Genomic DNA, 20792 nt, shown 5'->3' with positions numbered 1-20792 from the left:
AGCGCTCAGGGTGTCAACGCCCGGCCCCGGTGTGGAGATGAGCCGCCCACAGCGAAGGTGTGTGCGGGAACTGGTCGCGGAGTCCGCGTACGGTCAGGTGCAAGGCACGGGCCGCGCCCACCTGGCCGAGGGCCCGGTAGAAGTCGGCGGAGACCTTCGCCGCGATCTCGTCCTGGATCTCCCACAGCGTGCCGACGACCTGGGTGAAGCCGGCCAGTTGGAAGGCCGAGGTCAGGTGGATCGCCTCGTCGGCGAGGTCGGCGACGTCGACGGCAGCGGTACGGCAGGCCGACAGGTAGGCCAGGTCGGCGTCGTCCAGCCGGACGGCATGGAGATCGGCCACGCTGAGCGGAACGTCGAGCCGCAGGTGGCTGCGGGACGGGTCGACGGGGTCGCTGTGGCCGTGGCAGGCGAAGTGGGCGATCCGGTACGCCGCGAGCTTCGCGAGGACGTCCTTCCTGACAGCGGGAACGGTCACCACGTCGGGCAGGTACTCGCGCAGCGTGGACGCCTCGGCCTCCGCGTGCGGCAGGTCCGGGTCCGCGACGACCAGTCCGCGTTGTGGACCGGCCCGTAGCGGGCGGCGCAGCGCGCGCAGGGTCGGCGTGTACGAGGAGACCACGCGATCCAACACGGTCCGCCCCGAACCGTCGTGGTGGTAGCCGGCCGCGTGCAGCGGGAGTAGACCGAGCAGGCCGCCCGGCGCCCACCACAGGCGCGGCCATTCGTCGTCCCGGCTGCGGTGATGTCCGAGCGCCAGGAGGATCGGCTCGGCGACGCTGTCCCACAGCCATTCCAGGGTCGAGGTCAGCCGGCGCTGCGCCTGCTGGCGATCGGCGATGGTGCGGCCCGCCCGTGCCTCGGCGAGCGAGGAGTGGAAGACGGCGACGCGATCGATCAGGTCCTCACGGGTCAGCCGGGTCAGTGGCACACAGGTGACGCCTGCGGCACCGACCAGTAGGGCGTCACTGCGGTAGGAGGTGACGTTGCAGACGGCGACCGGCCCCCGGTCGAACAGATCGTCGATCGCGGGCGGCAGGCCGAAGCGGGCGAATCCGTCCTTGGCGCGGATCTGGGTGAGGACAGCGGCGAATTCGTCGGCCAGGTCGTGCCGGTCGTCGGCCTGCCGCGTGCCGCCGAGCAGGGTCAGCAGTTCCGGCGACACGGCCGGCTCGTCCAGCCGGTCGCGCAGTTTCTCGAAGCGCTCGGCGAGGGCGGGCTGGGCCACGCGCAGGTCGGTGAGGTCGTCCCGGGTGTTCAGCGCCTGGCTGAGCAGCACGGCCCGACCTTCCTCCAGCAGCCGCAGCGCGTCCCGTGCCCTGGTGGCCGGGTCGCGCTCGGGATCGTTCAGCGTGAGGGCCGCCGCGTCCGAGGCGAGGCCGTTGAAGGCACCCAGCGCGTGGTAGTGGTCGTCGCGGGTGAACCGCGCCGCGGCGAGTTCGGGCAGCAGGTGCACCGCGATCTCGAGCAGCCGGGCGGCCTGGCCCGGGGCGCGGGGAGCAATGATCGTGGCGGCGGTGCGGGCGGCTTGGATGCGCCAGGTGGGTGCGGCGGTCGCCAGCGTCGTCGCCCTGAGGAAGTAGACCATCGCTTCGGTGAGGTCGGCGTCGTCCTGGGTGCGCACGTACCGGGTGCCCAGGAGGTTGCCGAGCACGGTGAGGCGCGGCCCCAGGTCGGGGCCGCCGCCGAGATCGACGCGGGAGACCGCGACCGCCTCGTCCAGATCGGACATCCTCCCGGTACTGGCGTAGCGCGCCTTCAGCAGCAACCCCAGCAGCATGCCGATGACGTGCCGGTCGGGGTCGTCGTTCGGGATCGCCAGGGCCGTCCGGCAGGCGTCGATGCCCTGATCGACGTCAGCGAGGTTTCCGGTCAACTCGAATCGGAGGCGGAGGCTGTTGCCGTAGAAGACCAGCGCCTCGTTGCGGGCGGGCTGGCCGGGGTGCCACACGTCGATCCCTTTGCGGAAGGCCGCAATCGACGCGTCGAGGTCGGCCGGGTCACTCGTGCGTTGATATCGAAGCTGAAGCGCCGTGCCCAGGTCGCTGAAGAAGCTGCCCCGGCTCGGATGGTCGGGCGGCCCGGTGTCGACTGCGACGCGGAGTGCGTCGATCGCGGCGTCTAGGTCGGCGATCGCGCCGACATAGCCGAAGCGGAGCATCAGGGCGTTGCCGAGGGCGGCCTGCGCCATCGGGTCGTTCCGGTCCAGGGCCACGGCCGCACGGCCGGTGGCGACACTGCGGTTGAGGTCGGCGCGGTCACCGCCGGCGAGGAACCGCATTCTCAACGTACGGGCCAGGTCGATCAGGTGGGTCGTGCGCTCCGGCGTCCTGGCGTCGGCCGCGCCGGTCAGCAACGTGACGGCCTCGTCCAGGTCGGCGCGGTGGTCGCTGCGAACGTACCGGTCGGTGAGGACGCGTCCGAGGTCGCCCTCAAGCTCGGCCTTGCGGCGGGCGGACGCGAGGCCGACGGCCTTACGGAAGTGCTTGATCGCCTCATCGAGATCCTGGGTGCTGCCGTTGACGCTGGCCCGGATGGCGAGCGTCCGGGCCAGCGTCTGGAGGCGGGCGGCCCGCTGCGGATCGCCCGGCGAGGTGGCATCGAGGGCTCGACGGTAGGCGGCGACGGCCCGGTCGAGGTCGGCGATGCTGCCGGTCTCGGTGAACCGTGCTCCGGCCGCGTCCCCGGCCCTCGCCGCGGGGTCCACCGGCCTCTCGCGCTGAACGGCCAGGGCCGCGTCGAGGCGGCGCACCATCGCCGGACGGGAGGGATGCCTGGCGTCCGTGAGCTGCACGGCGCGCCGGTAGGCGGCGATGACGCGCTCGAGGTCGGCGGGATCTGCGCTGGCGGCGTAGCGCCATCCCAGCAGGTCGCCGAGGGCTGCCTGGCAGTTGGCCGCATTGAAGCCGGGAGACGTTCGTGCGGCCTCCAGCGCCGCCCGGCAGGTCTCGATCGCCTCGTCCAGGTCGGCAGGGCTACCGGTCGCCTCGTGTCGCCGGCCCAGCAGGCTCGCCAGGTGTTCGAGGTGCGAGGCGCGGCGCCGGTCGCCGGCCGGGATGGCGGCGACGCCCTGCCGGCAGTACCCGATCGCCTCGTCCAGGACCGCCGGACTGCGGGTCTGCTCGTATCCCGCCATCAGCAGGTTGGCGCCGAGGTTCATCAGCGCGTTCGCGCGGCCCGGGTCACCCGGCGGCGGAAGCAGCGGCACCAACTCGTTCCGGATCAGGTCCAGCACCGGGTCCGATGTCTGCTGCTTGCGTTCCTGCTCTTTGCGCTTCTGCTGTTTTCGGCCCTGCCGGCGCCAACCGAACATGACCATCTCCCCACGGTGGACACCCCCCACGATACTGATGAACGTGGACATCATGAGTCAGCGTGACAAAAAGATGCCATCGATGCGGGACACACTCGCGTACGTCTGCGCCCACGCGGACGAGATCCGCACGGTGCCGGGTGCGGCCGCCCTGCTCGACGAGGTCCGGACGGGCGCCGACGTGGCGCACAAGCTGGACCGCCTGCACACCGCGCTACAGCGCGCCGGTGACGCACTCGGCGTCCACGGCGCGACCGAACGCGGTCTGCACCCGGCCGGCGTGCCACGCCGCTCGATCCCCGCCGCGGACGAGGTCGTCTACCTGTGCCCGGCCGACGTCTGCTCCCGCTACTGGCTTCCGCAGGGCGACTCCGGCCCGCCCCGCTGCGGGCTGCACGGCAGCGCCCTCCGCAGGGACCGTCTCTGACGTGGGTGGCCTCTTCAGCGAGCTGGCCAAGCAGTTGGCGGAGCGGTGGCTGTCACTGCTGGTGCTGCCCGGTGCCCTCTACCTGGCGGTGGCGGGGGCGGCGCACACGCTGGGGCACGCGCACCCGTTCGCCCTGGGCCGGCTCCTCGACCACATCACGGCCGTGGCCTCCGTGGACGGCGCGGGTGCCCAGATCGCGCTGCTGCTGGCGACTCTGGCCGGTGCGGCCGTCGTGGGCGCCATCGCGCAGGCCTTGGGTTCCGGCATCGAGCGGGTCGTGCTCGCGGCCGACTGGCACGACTGGCCGACTCCTGTTCGGCGCCTGGCGCAGGGGGCAGTGCGGCGGCGGCAACAGCGGTGGGACGCGGCAGCCCGCGTCTACCTGGAACGGCGGGACGAGGCCGCCCGCCAGCGTGGCCAGGGGGAGCGCCCGGATCCGGCACCGCGAACCGACGCATGGCGCCGGATGACGCGCATCTCGGCGGAACGACCGGGCCGTCCCACGGCTCCGGGTGACCGCATCCACGCCGTCGCCACACGACTCGGCCGCGATCTGAGCGTCGACCTGGCGCTGGTGTGGCCGTACCTCTGGCTGACCCTGCCGGAAACGACCCGCACGGAAATCACGACTGCGCGGCAGACCCTCACCCGGGCCACGGTGCTCGGCGCCTGGTCCGTGCTCTACCTGTCTCTGACGGTGTGGTGGTGGCCGGCCGCACTCGCGGCCGTCGTGCTGGCGGTCGTCGCCGGCGTGCGCCTGCGCGCCGCCACCGACACGTACGCGCTTCTCCTGGAGGCCGCCACCCGCCTGCACCTGGGTGACCTCGCCCGGAGCTTGGGCCTCGACCCCGCCGGCCCCGTCACCGCCGAGGTCGCGGACCAGACCATGCGGTTTCTGCGCGCGGGCGGGTCAGGCCAGTCTCCCGAGGGCGTGCGGTCAACGACGACCCCCACGTGATCGCTGCTCGCCCGCGTCAGGGCGGTGACAGCGGAATGACAGCGCGGTCCGGTCAGCTAGGCCTCGACCCCAACCGGCCTAGCTAAGAAGGGCTCACGTGAGCATGCGAAATCGAATCCGCACCGCGCTGATGAGCATGGCTTTCCTGGCCACCGCAGCCGTCGGTGTCGGGCTGGCGCCCACGCCGGCAGGTGCCGCGGTCGCCGCGCCGATCACCGCGACCGTCCCGGGACCGTTGGCTGACTCCGGCTTCACCATGGAGCCGTCGACCATCGGACCCCAGGCTGGCTACATCAGGAACAGGGCCACGAACCGATGCCTGGAGAACGGGGTCGGCGGCAGCGTGGGGCACGTCTTCACAGCCCCCTGCCACTACGGGTCCACCCAGACCTGGTCCTGGGTCGACAACCCCATCTGCTGTGACACCACGTGGAAGATGCTCATCAACCTGTGGAGCCAGGAGTGCCTGGACGGCACCGAGGCCACCGGCAGCGTCTACACGCTCAGCTGCAACAACGGCACCTTCCAGAAGTGGCGGCTGACGTCCACCGGTCGCATCGAGCACGCGCTGTCCTCGGGCTGGCAGTACCACAGCCTCGACAGCAACTGGGCCGGTTCGGTCTACCTGAGCCCGAACAACGCCGGCGACTACCAGAAGTGGTACTGACCGCGGCGAACCGATGGGAAGACGAGGACGCGTCCCGGTAGTGACATCTCCATGGCAGGAACACCAGCGGGGCATCGACACCGGCCGGAAGGTGGCCAGGGTCGATGCCCCGCCGGCCCGCGCCGGCCTCGGACGACCTGCCCGTTCGGAGCCACAGTGACCTGCTGGCGGGCAACGTCCTTGTCGAGGACGGCCGGCTGTGCGGTCTGTACGCCCTCGCCCGGCTGGCGGTGGGAGAGGTCCTGCCCGACCGCGTCTGACGGCATTTTCCGCACGTCTACCAGGGCGGCCTCTGGAGAGCCGGCGTCGAGGGCGGGGCCGCTGTGGCAGGACGTAGTGACACTGTTACGTCCATGTGTTGCGCAGGCGCGCGGAGAGTCGACACTGTTGCCTATGACAGAGCCCACGGGCAGCACGACCAAGACCAAGAAGTGGTACATCGGTGTGGGAGCCCTCGTCGTGGCACTGCTGGCGTTCGTCGCCAACGTGGACGGGACGATCAGCTTCTTCGAGCGCCTGTTCGGCAAGGATAAGGCAGTCACCGGCACGGCCGACAGCGGTGCCGCCGCACCCGGCGCCAACACCACCATGCCGACGCCCACCGGCGCCGGCGGACCCAGCTCGGCTCCGGCTGTCACCACACCGTCGCCCACCGCCGTTGACCGCGACTCGACGATCACCGAGCCCTCACCCCGCATCACCGAGGGCTGGTTCGACCTGACCGCCTACGACTCCGTGGCATTCGGCAACGGCCACAGATCGGTGAACTCCGTCAAGATCGGAGAAGCGGACTACCCCAACAGCATCCGCGGCTACTACCAGTCCTCGGCCAGCGACCCCAACAACCGTCGGACCTGGCTGGTCGGTGGTAAATGCACCAGGCTGTCGGTCTGGGTGGGCAAGGACCAGGCGTCGTCGGAGAACGCCGGGACCGGCCGTTTCATCGTCAAGATCGAGGATGTCGAGCGGCGCGCGGTCGAGGCCACCATGACCGACGCCCCCCAGCACATCGAACTCGACATCACCGGAGCGGTCCGGTTGACCCTGTTCGATACCCGTGGGGGCCGTGACGCCTACAACGCCTGGGGCAGCCCTCGGGTGTACTGCACCGCGCCTCCCGGCAAGGCGAAATAGTCGGTCGGCGCCGTGCCCGAGGTGAGGTCGGGTGGCTGGCGTACCGCTCGATGTGAACCGGTGGGGCGTGGTCGATCCTGTTCGACGGCCACGCCCCGCCGGCGCCCGAGCCGGTCGAGGGCGTTGATCGCCGGCCCGGCCGGCCCGGGCCTGGACGAGCCCACCTGCCGCGCTCGCCCGCAGCCCGGCTGAGGAGCGCTGACTGCCTCCGTGCCGGCCCCTCGTCGAACCGGCGTTCGCGCGGTCGTCCCCGCTGAGGGCCGCGACCGGTACCGAGGGCTCGACGGTCGCGGTGACCCGGCGCTGGTGTGAGCGGCGCCCACCCAGGGGGTTTGCGGGGCGGTGACGTGCGGGTAGGGAAGGCGTCACCGTCGTCGGCCCCGGGCGGCGACGCCAGGGGGACCGGACGGGCGACCGCCCCTTCGTCTCCTACCTGTCGCCGTACGCCGGCGAGAAGGACTGTTCCGCCATGGCGCAACCGTGAGTCCCGCCGACGCCTTCGTCGAGTTGGGCGAGATCCGTGACCGCGGCGCTCGTGGCGGACGCCGTCGGCGGGGCGCGGGTGGGAGCGGCCCGAACGGCAGGAGATGAGCATGCCTTCGCCCCGGCCGGACGAGTCGCCGCACGACCTGGCGGAGGCGCTGCGCGTCCTCGCCGGCCTGCCCGACGACGCTCCGGTGCTGCCGGGGCACCTGAGCACGATCGTCAGGCTGAGCGCGCAGGTGGTGGGTCCGGTGGACTTCGCCTCCGTCACCGTCCTCGCCCCGGACGGGTACCGCACCCCGGCCGCCAGCGACGAAACGGCTATGGCGCTCGACCTGGCCCAGTACGCCGACGGCGCCGGACCCTGCCTCACCGCCCTGCACTCCGGCGAGACGGTCGGCGTACCGGATGTCGCCGGCGCGGTGGTGTGGCCCGGCTTCCGCAACGTGGCCTGGCGCTACGGCGTCCGGGCGTCGCTGTCCGTGCCGCTCTTCGCCGGCGGCGGCGATCCGGTCGCCGCTCTGAACCTCTACGCCCGCGACGCGGCCGGCATGCGGCTGTTGAGCCGGCGGGTCGAGTCCTGCTACCACGCCGAGCCGAGCGGGGTGCTGCCCCGGATGGACGCCGGCAGCGAGCAACTGCTCGCCGGTCTGGCCGGTGCGTTGCGGAGCCGTGACCTCATCCAACGGGCACTCGGGTTGCTGATGGACCGGGACGGCATCCCGGCCGGGTCGGCCTACCGGCAGCTCGTGGCGGCGACCGGACCGGGCCACGCGCTGACCGGCACGGCCGCCGCCATCCTGCGCCAGTTCGCGAGCTGACGGAGCGTGACCGTCAGCGGTCGCGGGCGCGCTCGTGGGTGCGGAAGCCGCGCCCGGCCACGTCGCCGGTCGTCGCCGGCGCCGTGGCGGGCCCGACGCCGGACGCCGGGCCGCCGGTGAGCGCGAAACTCGCAAGAACGGCGGTCGTGGCGAGGATGTAGGTGACACACGGCGCGGGGTCGCGCAGGAGGAACGCGGCTCCCGCGTCGGCCGCGGTCTGCTGGGACTGGAGCAGCGCGCTCACGCCGTGCACGCCGAAGAACCGCACCGCGGAGAGGTCCACCGCGATCACCGGCAGCGGGGGGCGGCAGACGAACTCCACCAGCTCCGCGAGCAGGTGGGCGTTGCTCATGTCGATCTCACCCGAGACGGTGATCAGCTTCGTCGCGCCCTCGCAGGTCAGGGCCAACGACATGATCGGCTCACCGAGCCTGGCGCGGTCCGCGTCGTGACAGGCCCGCCAGCCTCCGCGTGGGCGGGGTATTCCGTCCGTCGACATGGCGCCTCCGCTCTCCGTCGGACTGGCCCGTCCGCTGCGGCGCGGGGCGCGGCAGGGGAGGGCGTCGGAGGGCGCATGTCTTGACCCGGCGTGGTCCCTACCCTGCCGGTGCGGTCCTACACCTGCTGATGTCCGGTTCCAGGTCGTGCGGCTCGACGGGCGATGCGCCCGGCCTCGTGGGCGGGTACAGTGGCGGCCCTGTAGTCCACGCCCGCCTAACGGGTGTGGCGAACCGGCGTCAAGGAACAGGCGCGGGTCCCGGCTCCGCCATGGTGGGTCCGTGCAGCGGTCCGCCATCGCGGGCTGCCATCCGCGCGTACCCCACCTCTCCTCCTTCTTCCAACCTGTGGGTGGACCGCGCCGGTCGTGAGGGTCCCTGCCATGACGCATCCGTCGACGGACGCCGCCGACGCCTTCGCCGAACTCGGCCGCATCAAGCTCGGTGAGGTCGGCCTCGACGACGTCCTGCAACGCGTGGCCGAACTCGCCAAGCGCGTCCTGCCCGTACCGGTGGGGGTGTCGGTCACGCTGGTCCGCGGCGGGACCGGGCACACGGCGGCGTTCACCGACGACGTGGCCCGTGACATGGACGAGCGGCAGTACGCTTATGGGGGTGGCCCGTGCCTGGACGCCGCCGCCAGCGGCAGCGTCCTGTCCGTGCCCGACCTCGGCGCGGAGGACCGCTGGCCGGAGTGGGCCGAGCAGGGCCGCAAGGCCGGAGTCGGCAGTTCGGTCTCGATCGGCCTGCCCATCCAGGAGGCCGTCGTCGGAGCGCTCAACGTCTACGCGCACACGCCGCACGTCTTCGACGACGACGCGGTGGCGGTCCTGGAGACCTTCGCCGCGTACGCCGCGGTCGCCCTGGCCAACGCGCAGCTCTACGACAGCACCGCCACGCTGGCCCGGCAGATGCAGGAGGCGATGGCGAGCCGCGCGGTCATCGAGCAGGCCAAGGGCATCATCATGGGCGAGCGCCGCTGCACCCCGAGCGAGGCGTTCGCGATCCTGTCGAAGACGTCGCAGGACTCCAACCGTAAGGTCCGCGACGTCGCCCAGGCCCTGGTCGACCGGGTGACCGGGACGTCCAGGTCCTGACGCGCCGCACGCGCCGGGCGCGGCTCCGGTCACCGCTCAGTCGGGGTCGACGAGTGGGCCCTCGCCGCGGGACAGCCGGATGAGCAGGTCCCGTAGGCGCCGCGTGTCCTGCGGGTCCCTGCCGCCCCCGTAGAGGCTGGCCACGGCGGCTCCGTCCGCGGCGAGTGTGATCAGCCGCGCGCGGTCCGGGTCCAGCCCGTCGGCGTCCAGGGCCTCGGTCCAGCTCCGGTCCTCCTCCTGTAGGAACTCGGCCACGCCCGGTACACCGGCCAGCGAGGCGGCCAAAATGACGTGCTCCGGAACGGTCGACCCGTCGCCCAGCCCGTCGAGTGTCGCCCTGACGTAACCGCGTACCAGCCGGCCCCGGGCATGGTCGCGTGGATCGACGGCGGCGTGCACGGCGGCGGTGAACTGCTCCGCCAGGTCGCGGGCCAGCTCCAGCAGCAGCTGTTCCCGGCTGCGGAAGTGGTGCAGCAGCCCGCCCTTCGAGACCCCGGCGGTGCGGGCGATGAGATCCAGGCTGACCCCCGCGCCGTGCACGACGACGGCGCGGGCGGCGGCATCCAGCACCGCCCGGCGGGTCCTGGCGGTGTCACGTTCGCGAGGGGGCATGCCCGTGTCCTTTCGTTCCTGGGTCGCCGGCCGTGCCGGTGGGGTGTCGGGCGCATCACCACCCTAACCGACCATGCGGCTTGTACAGCCGACCATTCGGTCCGTAGCGTGGGCGACGTGAGCAACGCGGATCCGGCACCCGACCCCGCCACTGCCGCCGGCGCCGGCCCCGCCGGACTGCGGCAGTGGGCCGCCCTGGCCGCGTTGACCCTGGCCGTCACGCTGCTGGCCGTCGACGGCACCGTGCTGGCGCTCGCCGTACCCGCGCTGGTCGCGGAGTTGCAGCCCACCGCCACGCAGCTGCTGTGGATCGGCGACGCCTACTCCTTCGCCCTGGCCGGCCTGCTGATCAGCATGGGCACCCTGGCCGACCGCATCGGGCGCAGGCGGCTGCTGCTGATCGGCGTCACCGGCTTCGGCGCCGCGTCGCTGCTGGCAGCCTTCGCTCCCAGCGCCGGCTGGCTGATCGCCGCCCGGGTCCTGCTCGGCGTGGCGGGTGCGACGCTCATGCCCTCGACGCTGTCGATCGTCCGGAACATCTTCACGGACGCGCGCCAGCGCACCCGCGCCATCGCCGTCTGGTCGGCCGGCGCCTCCGGTGGCGCGGCACTGGGCCCGCTGGTCGGTGGAGCCCTGCTGGAGCACTACTGGTGGGGCTCCGTCTTCGTGATCAACGTCCCGATCATGCTGCTGGTGCTCGTCAGCGTCGCCGCCCTGGTGCCCGAGTCGCGCGACCCGCGTCCCGGGCGGTTCGACCTGCTCAGCGCTCTGCTGTCGGTGGCGGCCATCGTGGCACTGGTCTGGGCCGTCAAGCACGCCGCCAAGGCCGGCGTCGACCTGGCCGGCGTCAGCGCGGCCGCAGCCGGCCTCGTCGGCGGGGTGCTGTTCGTACGCCGCCAGCGCCGCCTGCCCGCGCCGCTCGTGGACATCACGTTGTTCGCCCGTCCGGTCTTCACCGGCACCGTCGTCGCCAGCCTGATCGCCATCTTCGCCTTCAGCGGCCTGTTGTTCTTCTTCTCCCAGTACCTGCAACTCGTCCGCGGCTACTCGCCGCTCCAGGCGGGCCTCCGGGAACTGCCGCTGACCCTGGCGTCCATCGCGGTCGTCGCCATCGCCGCCGCCGCGCTCAACCGCCTCGGCGTCGGACGTGCCCTCGGCGCCGCGCTGCTGACCGCGGGCGCCGGCATGGTCGTCCTCGCGATCGGCGAGGGCCACGCGGGCTACGCGCCGCTGGCGCTGGGCCTGGTCGTCATCGGCCTGGGCGTCGGCCTCGCCTTCACCGCCGCCACCGACGCGGTGCTCTCCGCGGTGCCGAAGGACCGGGCCGGTTCCGCCTCGGCCATCTCCGAGATGGCGTACGAGTTCGGCGTCGCCCTGGGCATCGCGCTCCTCGGCACCCTGCACACCGTCCTCTACCGGTCGGCCCTGCCCGACCTGTCGACCCTGCCCGGCCCGACCGGCGACGCGGTGCACGAATCCCTGGCCACCGCCGACCGGGCCCTGACCGGCAACGGGCAGCAGGGAGCCGAGATCCTGGCCGCCGCCCGGGACGCCTTCGTCCACGCCATGCAGACGACCTCGCTGATCGCGGCGGTCCTGCTGATCGCCGCCGGCGTGGTCGCCTGGAAGCTCGTACCGTCGCCGCGCAACCGGTGACGCGGCACAGCGGCCGGCGTCGGTCGGCCACTCGACGACATGGCCGCCGACGGCGACCGGCACCGTGCGGGTACGACCGACCACCGACGAACGGCACATCGACGAGGCCGCCGGGATCTGGGCGGCGGCGACCGCGGCCCGCGACGGCGACACCGAGATCGCGCCGCTTCGCCTCGCCCGGCCCCTGATCCAGTCGGTGGTCGGCAGCACACCCCGCTCGTTCCTGCTCGTCGCTCTCGACGCGGGTCCGGTCGTGGGCTTCGCCGCCGTCGAGCCCGTGCCGACGGACGGGTCGACCGCCGAGATCCGGTATCTCGGGGTCGCGCCCGACAGTTGGGGCCGGGGCGTCGGCCGGCTCCTGCTGAGGGCCGCGCCCACCCACCTGGCGGACGCCGGTCTCGTCGGCGCCGAGTTGGGCGTCTACCTGGACAACCCGAGAGCGGTGCGACTCTACGAGAGCGCCGGCTGGCTGCCGCGCGGCGAGGCGCTGCCGCACCCGGGCAGCGGCCGTCCGGAACAGCGGTACCGGCTCGACTGGTGAGCCCACCGCCGCCCCCGTGGCCGCCTCCGGGGGCGGAACCGGGCCGGCCGCCGGTCGTCGAATCCGTGCCGGCACCCGGCGAGTCGAAGGTGGACACCACCGGCCGCCGTACGGGGATAGGGTGCTCGCGACCGGCCCTCACGATCGGACGCTCGGATGGATCCCTTCACAACGACGGTCACGGCGCAGTGCGGGCGCCGATGATCGATCCGCGACAGGCCTCTGCCGTGGCTCACGCGATCGCCTCGGCGGTCCTGGGCCGCGACCCCGGCCCCATGACGGCCGCCGACAGCCTTTCGCACCACGTCTACATGGGCGCGGACGTCGTCGTGAAGGTCATCGACGCCGGCCGACACTCGCGACTGGACCGGGAGATCGCCCTCGCGCCCCACCTGCCCGCCGGCATCACGGCGCCGCTGCTCGACAGCGGGCTCTACGAGCTGGAGACCCGCGAGGTCCGTTACGCCTGCTACGCCCGCGCGCCGGGGACGCCCCCCGGCATGGACATGCCCGGCGTCGACGAGGCGACCGCGTGCCAGTTGGCGGAGGAGGCGGTCCAGCGGCTGCACGTACTGCACAACTGGACGCCTGCTGCCCCGGCCCGGCGGACGCTGGGGGAGACGCTCGACCACGGCGGGTTCGTCAGCCAGGCCGCGCTCCTCGCCGAGGTGGGGCAGATCGCCGCCCTGGACCGGGACGGCATCGTTCCCCGCCGGATGCTCGAAGGTCTGACGGCGATAGCGGAGAGCGGGCCGTCGCAGGCACGCGCGGTCGTCCCGGTCCACGCGGACTGCCACTGGGGTAACTGGCTCGCTCGCGATCACGCTGTGACGGCGCTGCTGGACTTCGAGTGGGCGCGTTTCGGCGAACCCATGGACGACTGGTTCTTCCTGGTCCGGTTCAGCGGCCCGCACATGGAGGCCGTCCTCGACGTCGTCGCCGACGCGACGGCGACGTCTCCGACCACCCTGCGCCGGGAGTGCGAGGTGCGCGAGGCGAGCTACCTCGCCTGGGACCTCCGCGTCGCGCTCCAACGCCCGGAGACCCCCGCGCAGACGGTTGCCGAGAACGTCCGTGAGCTCGAGGAACTCGTCGTGGCAAGCCCCTGGTGGCGCCACGCCCCGTGACGCCGGCCGGACCAGTCGACCCGCGACGTCGAAGTGTGCGGCGAGGGGCCTCCGGCCTGCCGGCCGGAAGCCCCTCGCTGTGATCCGTCTCAGCGTGCTGACGTCATGCGTCGAGCGACGCCCTGCTCCGGCGCAGGAGCAGCGAGGCGGTGCCGCCGAGGGTCACCATCGCGGCGCCGATGGCGAGTAGCCACCACAGCTGGGTCGAGTCGTCGCCGGTCACGGGGAGGATGGGGCTGGGGCTGGCCGTCGGCGGTTGGGTCGGGCCGTCCGTGGGCGGCGCGGTCGGCTGTGTCGGTGAAGGTGTGGGCTGTGTCGGCGTCGGGGTCGGTGTGGGGCCGAGCGGACGCTCGCAGCGCGCCTCGGCGAGGATGACGGTGCCGACGGGGATGTCCAGCAGCGGCCCGCCGACGATGGTGCCGGTCAACCGGAGGGTCGCCTGCACCGCGATGGCGACGGCGCCGTCGTCGGTGACGGTCTCGACGTTTGTCAGCGTCGCGTTCAACGCGGCACCGATGACTCCCGGGACCGTGACCGCGGCGTTGGCCGTGACGCCGGGGGTGTTCGGCACCAGCACCACCGGCTCGCCGAACAGTTCCAGCCCCGTGAAGGTGGTGTCCGCCGTCTGCGCGCCGGTCTGCGGGCAGTTGACCGCGGCGGTGATCACCTCGGCGTCGATGACGGGAGTCCCGAGGATGGCCAGGGACACGTCGGCGATCTCGGCGTTGGCCGACGAGGCCGCCTCGCCCCGGGTGGCGCTCACCTCGACCACCGTGCCCGTGGCCGTCACGCCCAGGGCGCCCGGGATGGTGATCGCCAGAGCGGTGTCGGTGTCCGTACCGCCGCCGGCCGGTGCGGTCGCGCTGCCGATGACCACGTCGGCCGTGATCACCGGAACGCCGGCCACCGCCGCGGACAGGTCGACCACGACGCCTCGGGCGCTGGCATCGCCGGGCGCGGCGAGCGCCGGGGTCGCGCTGGACAGCGCCACGGCGCCGACGGCGACAGCCATCGCCCCGGTGGCGGAAATTCGCCGGATTAGTCTCACGTTTTCGCCTCTGCTCAATCAGGCCCTCCCGTCCCTCGAGAAGGCACGATCGACTGTATAGACGAATGACGGCATAGTTGGATAAATTGGACAATGCGTGGGCCGCTCGCATCGGCGGGCGTCCCTCGGTGGCGTCGCGGGAGGTTTGCGGCGACGGCGGTCGGGGCAGTGACGCATGCGCGGCCGTCGATCGATGGCCGGGATGCGAACGGGGGACGCAATGGACAGACTGGTCAGCGTCGGTATGGCGGCGACGCTCGCCGTGGCGGCCGGAGTGGCGGTGCCGGCGCGTGCCGGGGCGGCGGGCGGAGGGACCTTCGCGCCCGCGCGGTACCTGGCCACCGGATCGACCGCGACCAACGCCGTCGCGGTCGCCGACGTCACCGGCGACGGGCGGCGTGACATCGTCGTCGGCGTCGATGCCGTCGACGGCACGCAGACGAGTTCGGTGCTGGTCTTCGCCCAGCAGGCCGACCACGGTTACGGCACTCCCACGAGGATCGCCGCGCACGGCGGCTACAACAGCGACGTACGGCTCGCGGTCGCCGACATCGACGGCGACGGGCGTACGGACGTGGCGATGTCCTCGTCCGCCGGCGTCGACGTGTTGTTCCAGCGGGGCGGGCGCCTCGCCGCGCCGGTGCTGGTCGCCGGCAGCGCCGAGGACGTCGCGATCGCGGACGTGACCGGTGACGGGCGGCCGGACCTGGTCGTCGGCGCGAGGCAGGGCGAGGTACGGATCCACGCGCAGAGCGCGACGCACACGTTCACGACGTACACGACGGTCACCGGGCCGTTCACGGCCGGCGCGCCGGCGAGCCAGGTCTTCGTGGCCGACCTCGACGGCGACGCCCGGGTCGACCTCGCGCAGTTCTACGGCCACGGCACGTGGGTGCGGCTGCGCCGCGCGGACGGTTCCTACGGGCCGGCGACGACCTACCGGACGCCGGCGGACGGTAGCGGCCACCGCCGGGTCGGCTTCGGCGCGGCGGTCGGTGACGTGACCGGCGACGGGCGGGCCGACCTGGTGACCAGCGTCCAGGGCAACACCCCGGACGCCGCCGTCCAGGTGTTCGCGCAGGGCGCCGGTGGGCTCGCCGCGATGCCGACCAGGTATCCCGCCCACGACTGCGCCGCCGGTCTCGCCATCGGCGACCTGAACGGCGACAACCGGAACGACCTGGTCGTCGCGCACGCCAACTGGTTGGCGGTCAGCGCCCGTCTGCAGGGGCCGACCGGAACGCTCGGCGGGTACGCGACGAACAGCGTCGACGGGGTCGGATTCCAGGAGGACGCCCTGGCCGTCGGTGACGTCACCGGGGACGGGAAGCCGGACGTCGTCGCCGTCGCGTACGACAAGGTGGCCATCCTGCGGCAGCTCTGACGCCCGGCGACGCGTCGCCCACGGGGCGGTGCCGGGGCGCGCCTCGTGCGATCATGATCCACATCGGAGACCGTCGACTGTGGATGGGGCTTGCTGCATGAAGAGAGTGTTCTCGACCCTGATGGCACTGGTGACCGCCGCGTCGGTCATGACGATCGGCGCGCCCGCCGCCCAGGCGGCCGGCTCCTGCTCGGGCACGATCATCTACAGCCAGGTGCAGTCGTCGGGCCTCGGCGAACTGGTGATCTACTACAACAGCAGCAGCGGGGGCACCAACAGCGCGTGCTTCTACCACCGCGGCGCGGCCTACGGGAAGTCGGCGCCGACCTTCGTGCAGATCTACCGCTGCGCCGAGCGTTCCGGTGAGGGCGCGCACTGCACCCGCTCGGGTAGCGCGGACACCGACTCCGGTGACTTCGGCTACCACGCCGGCCCGGTCGGCGTCACCGGCACGGCGTCCTACTGCGTCGAGGCGGTCGGCTACATCGGGTGGGCGGGCCAGCGCCACCAGATCTACAGCCGGCGGCAGGGCTGCTGAGCGCAGCTCGTCGGGCCGCGTACCGGCCGCCGCGACAGGGGCACCTCCCGGAGACGGGGGTGCCCCTGTCGCCGTTCGCGGCAGTTCCGCGTGGCGGCCGTGCCCTAGCCGCGCTCGTCCCATCGGTCGGCGTGGGGGAGGGCGAGCCGCCGTACGACGTCGCTCAGTTCGCCGGACGCGTCGTGCTCCCGCAGAAGCCTCCTCGGCGCTGCCCCAGTGGCACTCACAGTTGGTCTCCCGCCAAGGGGCGGTCACGCCCTGGAAGGTGGCGGCCACGCCTGCCAGCGCCGCGTCCGGACGGCGGTTCAGCGCCCGCGGCGGCGCCCTTGCCGGCAAGGATTGAATAATGGTTCAATCCTTGCGTGGTCTACCGGAGCACCGAGCGCGTGAAGGCTCGGCTGAGCGCGTCCCGGGAGCGGATCATCGCCGCCGCGCTGGAGATCATGGCCGAGCACGGGTACGCCGGCTGCTCGGTCGCCGCCGTCGCCGGGCGGGCCGGGCTGGCGACCGGCAGCGTCTACCGGCACTTCCCCACCAAGGCCGACCTGGTCGCCGAGGTGTTCCGCACGGCCTCGCAGCGCGAGGTGGACGCGGTGGCACGCGCGGCGGCCGTGGAGACCACCGTCGCCGAGCGGGTCACCGCCGTCATCGAGACGTTCTCCGGCCGGGCGCTGCGGTCCCCACGGTTGGCGTACGCCCTGCTCGCCGAGCCGGCCGACCCGGCGGTCGACGCCGAGCGGCTCGTCTTCCGCCGCGCGTACGCCGAGCTGATCGCCGGCCACGTCGCGCAGGGGGTGGAAAACGGCGAGCTTCCCCCGCAGGATCCCGAGCTGACCGCCACCGCGCTGGTCGGCGCCCTGGCCGAGGCGATGGTCGGCCCCCTGGCGGCCGGCGTCGCCGGGCCGCGCACCATCCCGCACCTGATCACCTTCCTCCACCGCGCGCTGGGAGTGTCGCCGTGACGACGCACGAGGTCCTCAACCAGGTTCCGCCGCTGGTCGGTCACGACGCGGCCGACGACCCGGCACTGCTCGACGCGCTCGACCGCGAGGGCGCCGGCTGGGCCGCCGACGAGCTGCACGAACTCGGCCGCCTCGGCGGCGGCGAGCAGGCGATCGAGCACGGGCGGCTCGCCAACGAGCACCCGCCGGTCCTGCGCACCCACGACCGGCACGGCAACCGCGTCGACGAGGTGGAGTTCCATCCGGCCTGGCACGAGCTGATGCGGACCGCCGTCACGCACGGCCTGCACGCCGCACCGTGGGCCGACGACCGGCCCGGCGCGCACGTGGCCCGCGCGGCCAAGTTCCACACCTGGCGCCCCGACGCCGGCCACGGCTGCCCGATCTCGATGACCTACGCCGCCGTGCCGGCGCTGCGGCACGCCCCGGAGCTGGCCGCGCGGTACGAGCCGCTGCTCACCGCCACGTCGTACGACTTCGGGCTGCGCCCGCCGCTGGCCAAGCGGGGACTGCTGGCCGGCATGTCGATGACGGAGAAGCAGGGCGGCTCGGACGTACGCGCCAACACCACCACCGCCCGCCCCGAGCCGGACGGCACCTACCGGCTCCTCGGGCACAAGTGGTTCACGTCGGCGCCGATGTGCGACGTCTTCCTCACCCTCGCCCAGGCGCCGGGCGGGCTCACCTGCTTCCTCGTCCCGCGCGTCCTGCCGGACGGCACGCGCAACCCGATGCGGCTGATGCGCCTCAAGGACAAGCTCGGCAACCGCTCCAACGCCTCGGCCGAGGTCGAGTACGAGCACGCGGTCGCCTGGCGGGTCGGCGACGAGGGCCGTGGCGTGCGCACCATCATCGACATGGTCAACCTGACCCGCCTCGACTGCGTCATCGGCGCGGCGGCCGGCATGCGCCAGGGCGTGATCACCGCCGCCCACCACGCCACCCACCGGCGGGCCTTCGGCCGGTACCTCGTCGAGGCGCCCCTGATGCGCAACGTGCTCGCCGACCTCGCGGTCGAGTCCGAGGCCGCCACCGTCCTGATGATGCGCCTCGCCGGGGCCACCGACCGGTCCGCGCGCGGCGACGCCGGCGAGACCGCGTTCAAGCGCCTCGCCCTCGCCGTCGGCAAGTACTGGGTCTGCAAGCGCTGGCCGGCACACGCCGCCGAGGCCCTCGAATGCCTGGGCGGCAACGGCTACGTCGAGGAGTCGGGCATGCCGAGGCTGTTCCGCGAGTCCCCGCTGAACTCGATCTGGGAGGGCTCCGGCAACGTCGCCGCGCTGGACGTGCTGCGCGCCGTCACCAGGGAACCGCAGGTCATGGAGGCGTTCCGGGCCGAGGTGACCGCCGCCACCGGCGCCGACGCCCGACTCGACGCCGCCGTACGCCGGGTGCGGGCCGACCTGTCCGATCACGACGAGGTCGAGCTGCGGGCCCGCCGCGTCGTCGAACGGCTCGCCCTGGTCCTGCAGGGCTCGCTGCTGGTGCGGCACGGCCACCCCGCCGTCGCCGACGCCTTCTGCGCCTCCCGGCTCGGCGGCGACCACGGTCAGGCGTACGGCACGCTGCCCCGCGGCGTCGACTTCGCCGCGATCATCGCCCGCGCCGTACCCAAGGTGGGGTGACCGGAGGCGGCGGGCCCACCCGGCCCGACCCGCACCCGGGAGCGCGGCCGGCCCCGGCGGTAGACCGCTCGCCACCGTGGCGTCGCCCACATTCTGCCGGTCGGAAATCGTACGTCGATCGTCGGTGCCGCTCGTTAGTCTGCCTGCGGACACTGCCGGTACGTGACCGGTCGAGGCACGGCTCGCGCCGGCCACCACGGGGACCCAGGAGAATCAGTGACACAGCAATCCATCGCGACCTCGGACAAACTCGACGCCTCGGTGCTCAAGGTCGCCGGGGTCGTCGTCCTCGGCGCGATCATGTCGATCCTCGACGTGACGGTCGTCACCGTCGCCCTGCCGACCTTCCAGCGCGAGTTCAACGCCTCGTACGCCGAGGTCGCCTGGACGATGACCGCCTACACGCTGGCGCTGGCCACGGTGATCCCGCTCAGCGGCTGGGCCGCCGACCGGTTCGGCACCAAGCGGCTCTACATGATCGCCATCGCGCTGTTCACGATCGGGTCGGGGCTGTGCGCCAACGCCGACACGATCGGGCAGCTGATCGGCTACCGCGTGCTCCAGGGCCTCGGCGGCGGCATGCTCCTGCCGCTGGGCATGACGATCATGACCCGGGCGGCCGGGCCGAACCGGATCGGCCGGCTGATGGCCGTCCTGGGCATCCCGATGCTGCTCGGCCCCATCGGAGGGCCGATCCTCGGCGGCTGGCTGATCGACATCGCGAGCTGGCACTGGATCTTCCTGATCAACCTGCCGATCGGCGCCGTGGCGCTCGTCTACGCCGCCCTGGCACTGCCGAAGGACGCCCCCGAGCCCTCCGAGTCGTTCGACTTCCTCGGCATGCTGATGCTCTCGCCGGGCCTCGCCCTCTTCCTCTACGGCGTCTCCACGCTGCCCGAGACCGGCACGTTCGCCGACACCGAGGTGTGGGTGCCCATGCTGGTCGGCGGCGTGCTCCTCGTCGCCTTCGTCCTCTACTCCTTCCGGACCCGGCACCCCCTGCTCGACCTGCGGCTGTTCGCCAACCGCAACCTCACCGTCGCGGCGGTGACCATGTTCGTGTTCATCATCGCGTTCATGGGCGCCGGCCTGCTGTTCCCGAGCTACTTCCTCCAGATCCGCGGCGAGACGACGCTGGCCGCCGGCCTGCTGATGGCGCCGCAGGGCATCGGCGCGATGGTGACCATGCCGGTGGCCGGGATGCTGGCCGACCGGGTCCCCGTCGGCCGCACCGTGCCGTTCGCGCTGGCACTCATCGCCATCGGGTTCTTCACCTTCACCCAGGTCGACCCGCAGACCTCGTACGTCCTGCTCTGCGGGTCGCTGTTCGTCATGGGCCTGGGCATGGGCGGGACCATGATGCCGATCATGACCTCGGCGTTGAAGACCCTGAAGGCCCACGAGGTGGCCCGCGGCTCCACCCTGGTCAACATCCTCCAGCAGATCGGCGGGTCCGTCGGCGCCGCCATGATGTCGGTGATCCTCACCAACGAGCTGAACGGCTCCCGGCCGATCCCCGGGGCGACCGACCCGAGCGGGGAGCCGGTGACGGAGGCCGGCCTCGCCATCGCCGTCCAGCAGCAGCCGGAGCTGGCCGGGCAGTTCCCGGTCGAGCCGTCGCTCATCCAGCGCGGCCTCGACTTCGCCGCCAGCTCCTTCGCCACCACGTTCTGGGTCGCGTTCGCGCTGGTGCTGGTCACGTTCGTCCCGGCGGCGTTCCTGCCCCGGCGGCGGGAGCCGTCGCACCTGCTCGACGGCCAGCAGGCGGGGCAGGCGAAGGCTCCCGTCATCATCCACTGACGCGACACCCCGGCCCCCCGGACACCGTCCGGGGGGGTGTCCCTATGGGTTTCGTCAAGCGGGGACGGGGCTGGTGGGGCGTGGCTGGTAGGGGATCTTGTC

At 72.7% G+C, this 20792-nt stretch carries 19 protein-coding genes; 15 read left to right on the top strand and 4 right to left on the bottom strand.

Translation table 11 applies throughout. From position 1 onward, the window contains the following. Nucleotides 1-13 precede the first annotated feature (13 nt). Complete coding sequence (locus tag ACFHW0_RS29755) at nt 14-3319, bottom strand: CHAT domain-containing protein (protein WP_416612953.1); 3306 nt, start codon at nt 3317-3319, stop codon at nt 14-16. Nucleotides 3320-3395: 76 nt separating this feature from the next. On the opposite strand from ACFHW0_RS29755, the gene ACFHW0_RS29750 reads away from it, so the two are divergent. The 6 genes from ACFHW0_RS29750 (at nt 3396) to ACFHW0_RS29725 (ending at nt 7803) form a co-directional block, all read left to right on the top strand. After that, on the top strand, nt 3396-3740 hold the full coding sequence (locus ACFHW0_RS29750; protein WP_416612952.1) for a hypothetical protein: 345 nt from the start codon (nt 3396-3398) through the stop codon (nt 3738-3740). Nucleotide 3741: 1 nt separating this feature from the next. After that, the gene (locus ACFHW0_RS29745) at nt 3742-4698 is read left to right on the top strand and encodes a hypothetical protein (RefSeq protein WP_416612951.1); all 957 of its coding nucleotides are present in this window, start codon (nt 3742-3744) and stop codon (nt 4696-4698) included. Between the two features lie 103 nt (nt 4699-4801). Then, complete coding sequence (locus tag ACFHW0_RS29740; protein WP_416612950.1) at nt 4802-5365, top strand: RICIN domain-containing protein; 564 nt, start codon at nt 4802-4804, stop codon at nt 5363-5365. Nucleotides 5366-5469: 104 nt separating this feature from the next. Beyond that, nucleotides 5470-5625: a hypothetical protein gene (locus ACFHW0_RS29735; RefSeq protein ID WP_416612949.1), complete on the top strand. Its 156-nt coding sequence runs from the start codon at nt 5470-5472 to the stop codon at nt 5623-5625. Between the two features lie 133 nt (nt 5626-5758). Beyond that, a complete protein-coding gene (locus tag ACFHW0_RS29730; protein ID WP_416612948.1) occupies nt 5759-6499 on the top strand; it encodes an NPCBM/NEW2 domain-containing protein in 741 nt (246 codons plus the stop codon). 593 nt (nt 6500-7092) lie between these two features. Continuing rightward, a complete protein-coding gene (locus ACFHW0_RS29725) occupies nt 7093-7803 on the top strand; it encodes a GAF and ANTAR domain-containing protein (RefSeq protein ID WP_416612947.1) in 711 nt (236 codons plus the stop codon). A gap of 13 nt (nt 7804-7816) precedes the next feature. On the opposite strand, the gene ACFHW0_RS29720 is transcribed toward ACFHW0_RS29725, so the two are convergent. Beyond that, nucleotides 7817-8218 carry an STAS domain-containing protein gene (locus ACFHW0_RS29720; RefSeq protein ID WP_416612946.1) on the bottom strand — a complete coding sequence of 134 codons (402 nt, stop codon included), beginning with the start codon at nt 8216-8218 and terminating at the stop codon, nt 7817-7819. A 465-nt stretch (nt 8219-8683) separates the two neighbouring features. Between ACFHW0_RS29720 and ACFHW0_RS29715 the strand changes: the two genes are divergently transcribed. Continuing rightward, a complete protein-coding gene (locus ACFHW0_RS29715; protein WP_416612945.1) occupies nt 8684-9397 on the top strand; it encodes a GAF and ANTAR domain-containing protein in 714 nt (237 codons plus the stop codon). 36 nt (nt 9398-9433) lie between these two features. Here ACFHW0_RS29715 and ACFHW0_RS29710 read toward each other — a convergent pair whose 3' ends face one another. Beyond that, complete coding sequence (locus ACFHW0_RS29710; RefSeq protein ID WP_416612944.1) at nt 9434-10009, bottom strand: TetR/AcrR family transcriptional regulator; 576 nt, start codon at nt 10007-10009, stop codon at nt 9434-9436. Between the two features lie 117 nt (nt 10010-10126). Here ACFHW0_RS29710 and ACFHW0_RS29705 point away from each other — a divergent pair, with 117 nt between their 5' ends. The 3 genes from ACFHW0_RS29705 (at nt 10127) to ACFHW0_RS29695 (ending at nt 13333) form a co-directional block, all read left to right on the top strand. After that, complete coding sequence (locus tag ACFHW0_RS29705) at nt 10127-11665, top strand: MFS transporter (RefSeq protein ID WP_416612943.1); 1539 nt, start codon at nt 10127-10129, stop codon at nt 11663-11665. A gap of 64 nt (nt 11666-11729) precedes the next feature. Next, the gene (locus ACFHW0_RS29700) at nt 11730-12206 is read left to right on the top strand and encodes a GNAT family N-acetyltransferase (RefSeq protein WP_416612942.1); all 477 of its coding nucleotides are present in this window, start codon (nt 11730-11732) and stop codon (nt 12204-12206) included. 227 nt (nt 12207-12433) lie between these two features. Next, nucleotides 12434-13333: a phosphotransferase family protein gene (locus ACFHW0_RS29695; protein ID WP_416612941.1), complete on the top strand. Its 900-nt coding sequence runs from the start codon at nt 12434-12436 to the stop codon at nt 13331-13333. A 103-nt stretch (nt 13334-13436) separates the two neighbouring features. Here the strand turns inward: ACFHW0_RS29695 and ACFHW0_RS29690 are convergent, their stop codons facing one another. Then, a complete protein-coding gene (locus tag ACFHW0_RS29690) occupies nt 13437-14381 on the bottom strand; it encodes a hypothetical protein (RefSeq protein ID WP_416612940.1) in 945 nt (314 codons plus the stop codon). Nucleotides 14382-14601: 220 nt separating this feature from the next. Between ACFHW0_RS29690 and ACFHW0_RS29685 the strand changes: the two genes are divergently transcribed. The 5 genes from ACFHW0_RS29685 to ACFHW0_RS29665 all read left to right on the top strand — a co-directional run bounded on the left by ACFHW0_RS29685 (nt 14602) and on the right by ACFHW0_RS29665 (nt 20690). Then, nucleotides 14602-15765, top strand: a complete 1164-nt coding sequence (locus tag ACFHW0_RS29685; RefSeq protein ID WP_416612939.1) for an FG-GAP repeat domain-containing protein — start codon at nt 14602-14604, stop codon at nt 15763-15765. Between the two features lie 97 nt (nt 15766-15862). Continuing rightward, the gene (locus ACFHW0_RS29680) at nt 15863-16303 is read left to right on the top strand and encodes a hypothetical protein (RefSeq protein WP_416612938.1); all 441 of its coding nucleotides are present in this window, start codon (nt 15863-15865) and stop codon (nt 16301-16303) included. 362 nt (nt 16304-16665) lie between these two features. Beyond that, nucleotides 16666-17265 carry a TetR/AcrR family transcriptional regulator gene (locus tag ACFHW0_RS29675; RefSeq protein WP_416612937.1) on the top strand — a complete coding sequence of 200 codons (600 nt, stop codon included), beginning with the start codon at nt 16666-16668 and terminating at the stop codon, nt 17263-17265. Beyond that, on the top strand, nt 17262-18890 hold the full coding sequence (locus ACFHW0_RS29670; protein ID WP_416612936.1) for an isovaleryl-CoA dehydrogenase: 1629 nt from the start codon (nt 17262-17264) through the stop codon (nt 18888-18890). Before ACFHW0_RS29675 ends, ACFHW0_RS29670 begins: the two co-directional genes overlap by 4 nt. A gap of 216 nt (nt 18891-19106) precedes the next feature. Continuing rightward, nucleotides 19107-20690: a DHA2 family efflux MFS transporter permease subunit gene (locus tag ACFHW0_RS29665; protein ID WP_416612935.1), complete on the top strand. Its 1584-nt coding sequence runs from the start codon at nt 19107-19109 to the stop codon at nt 20688-20690. Nucleotides 20691-20792: the final 102 nt, after the last annotated feature.

Origin of the sequence: Micromonospora sp. LOL_025 (assembly GCF_048060285.1) — a bacterium.
Classification (GTDB): Bacteria; Actinomycetota; Actinomycetes; order Mycobacteriales; family Micromonosporaceae; genus Micromonospora.
The sequence above is the reverse complement of the archived record's forward strand: the minus strand, read 5'-3'. Positions and strand labels throughout refer to the sequence as shown.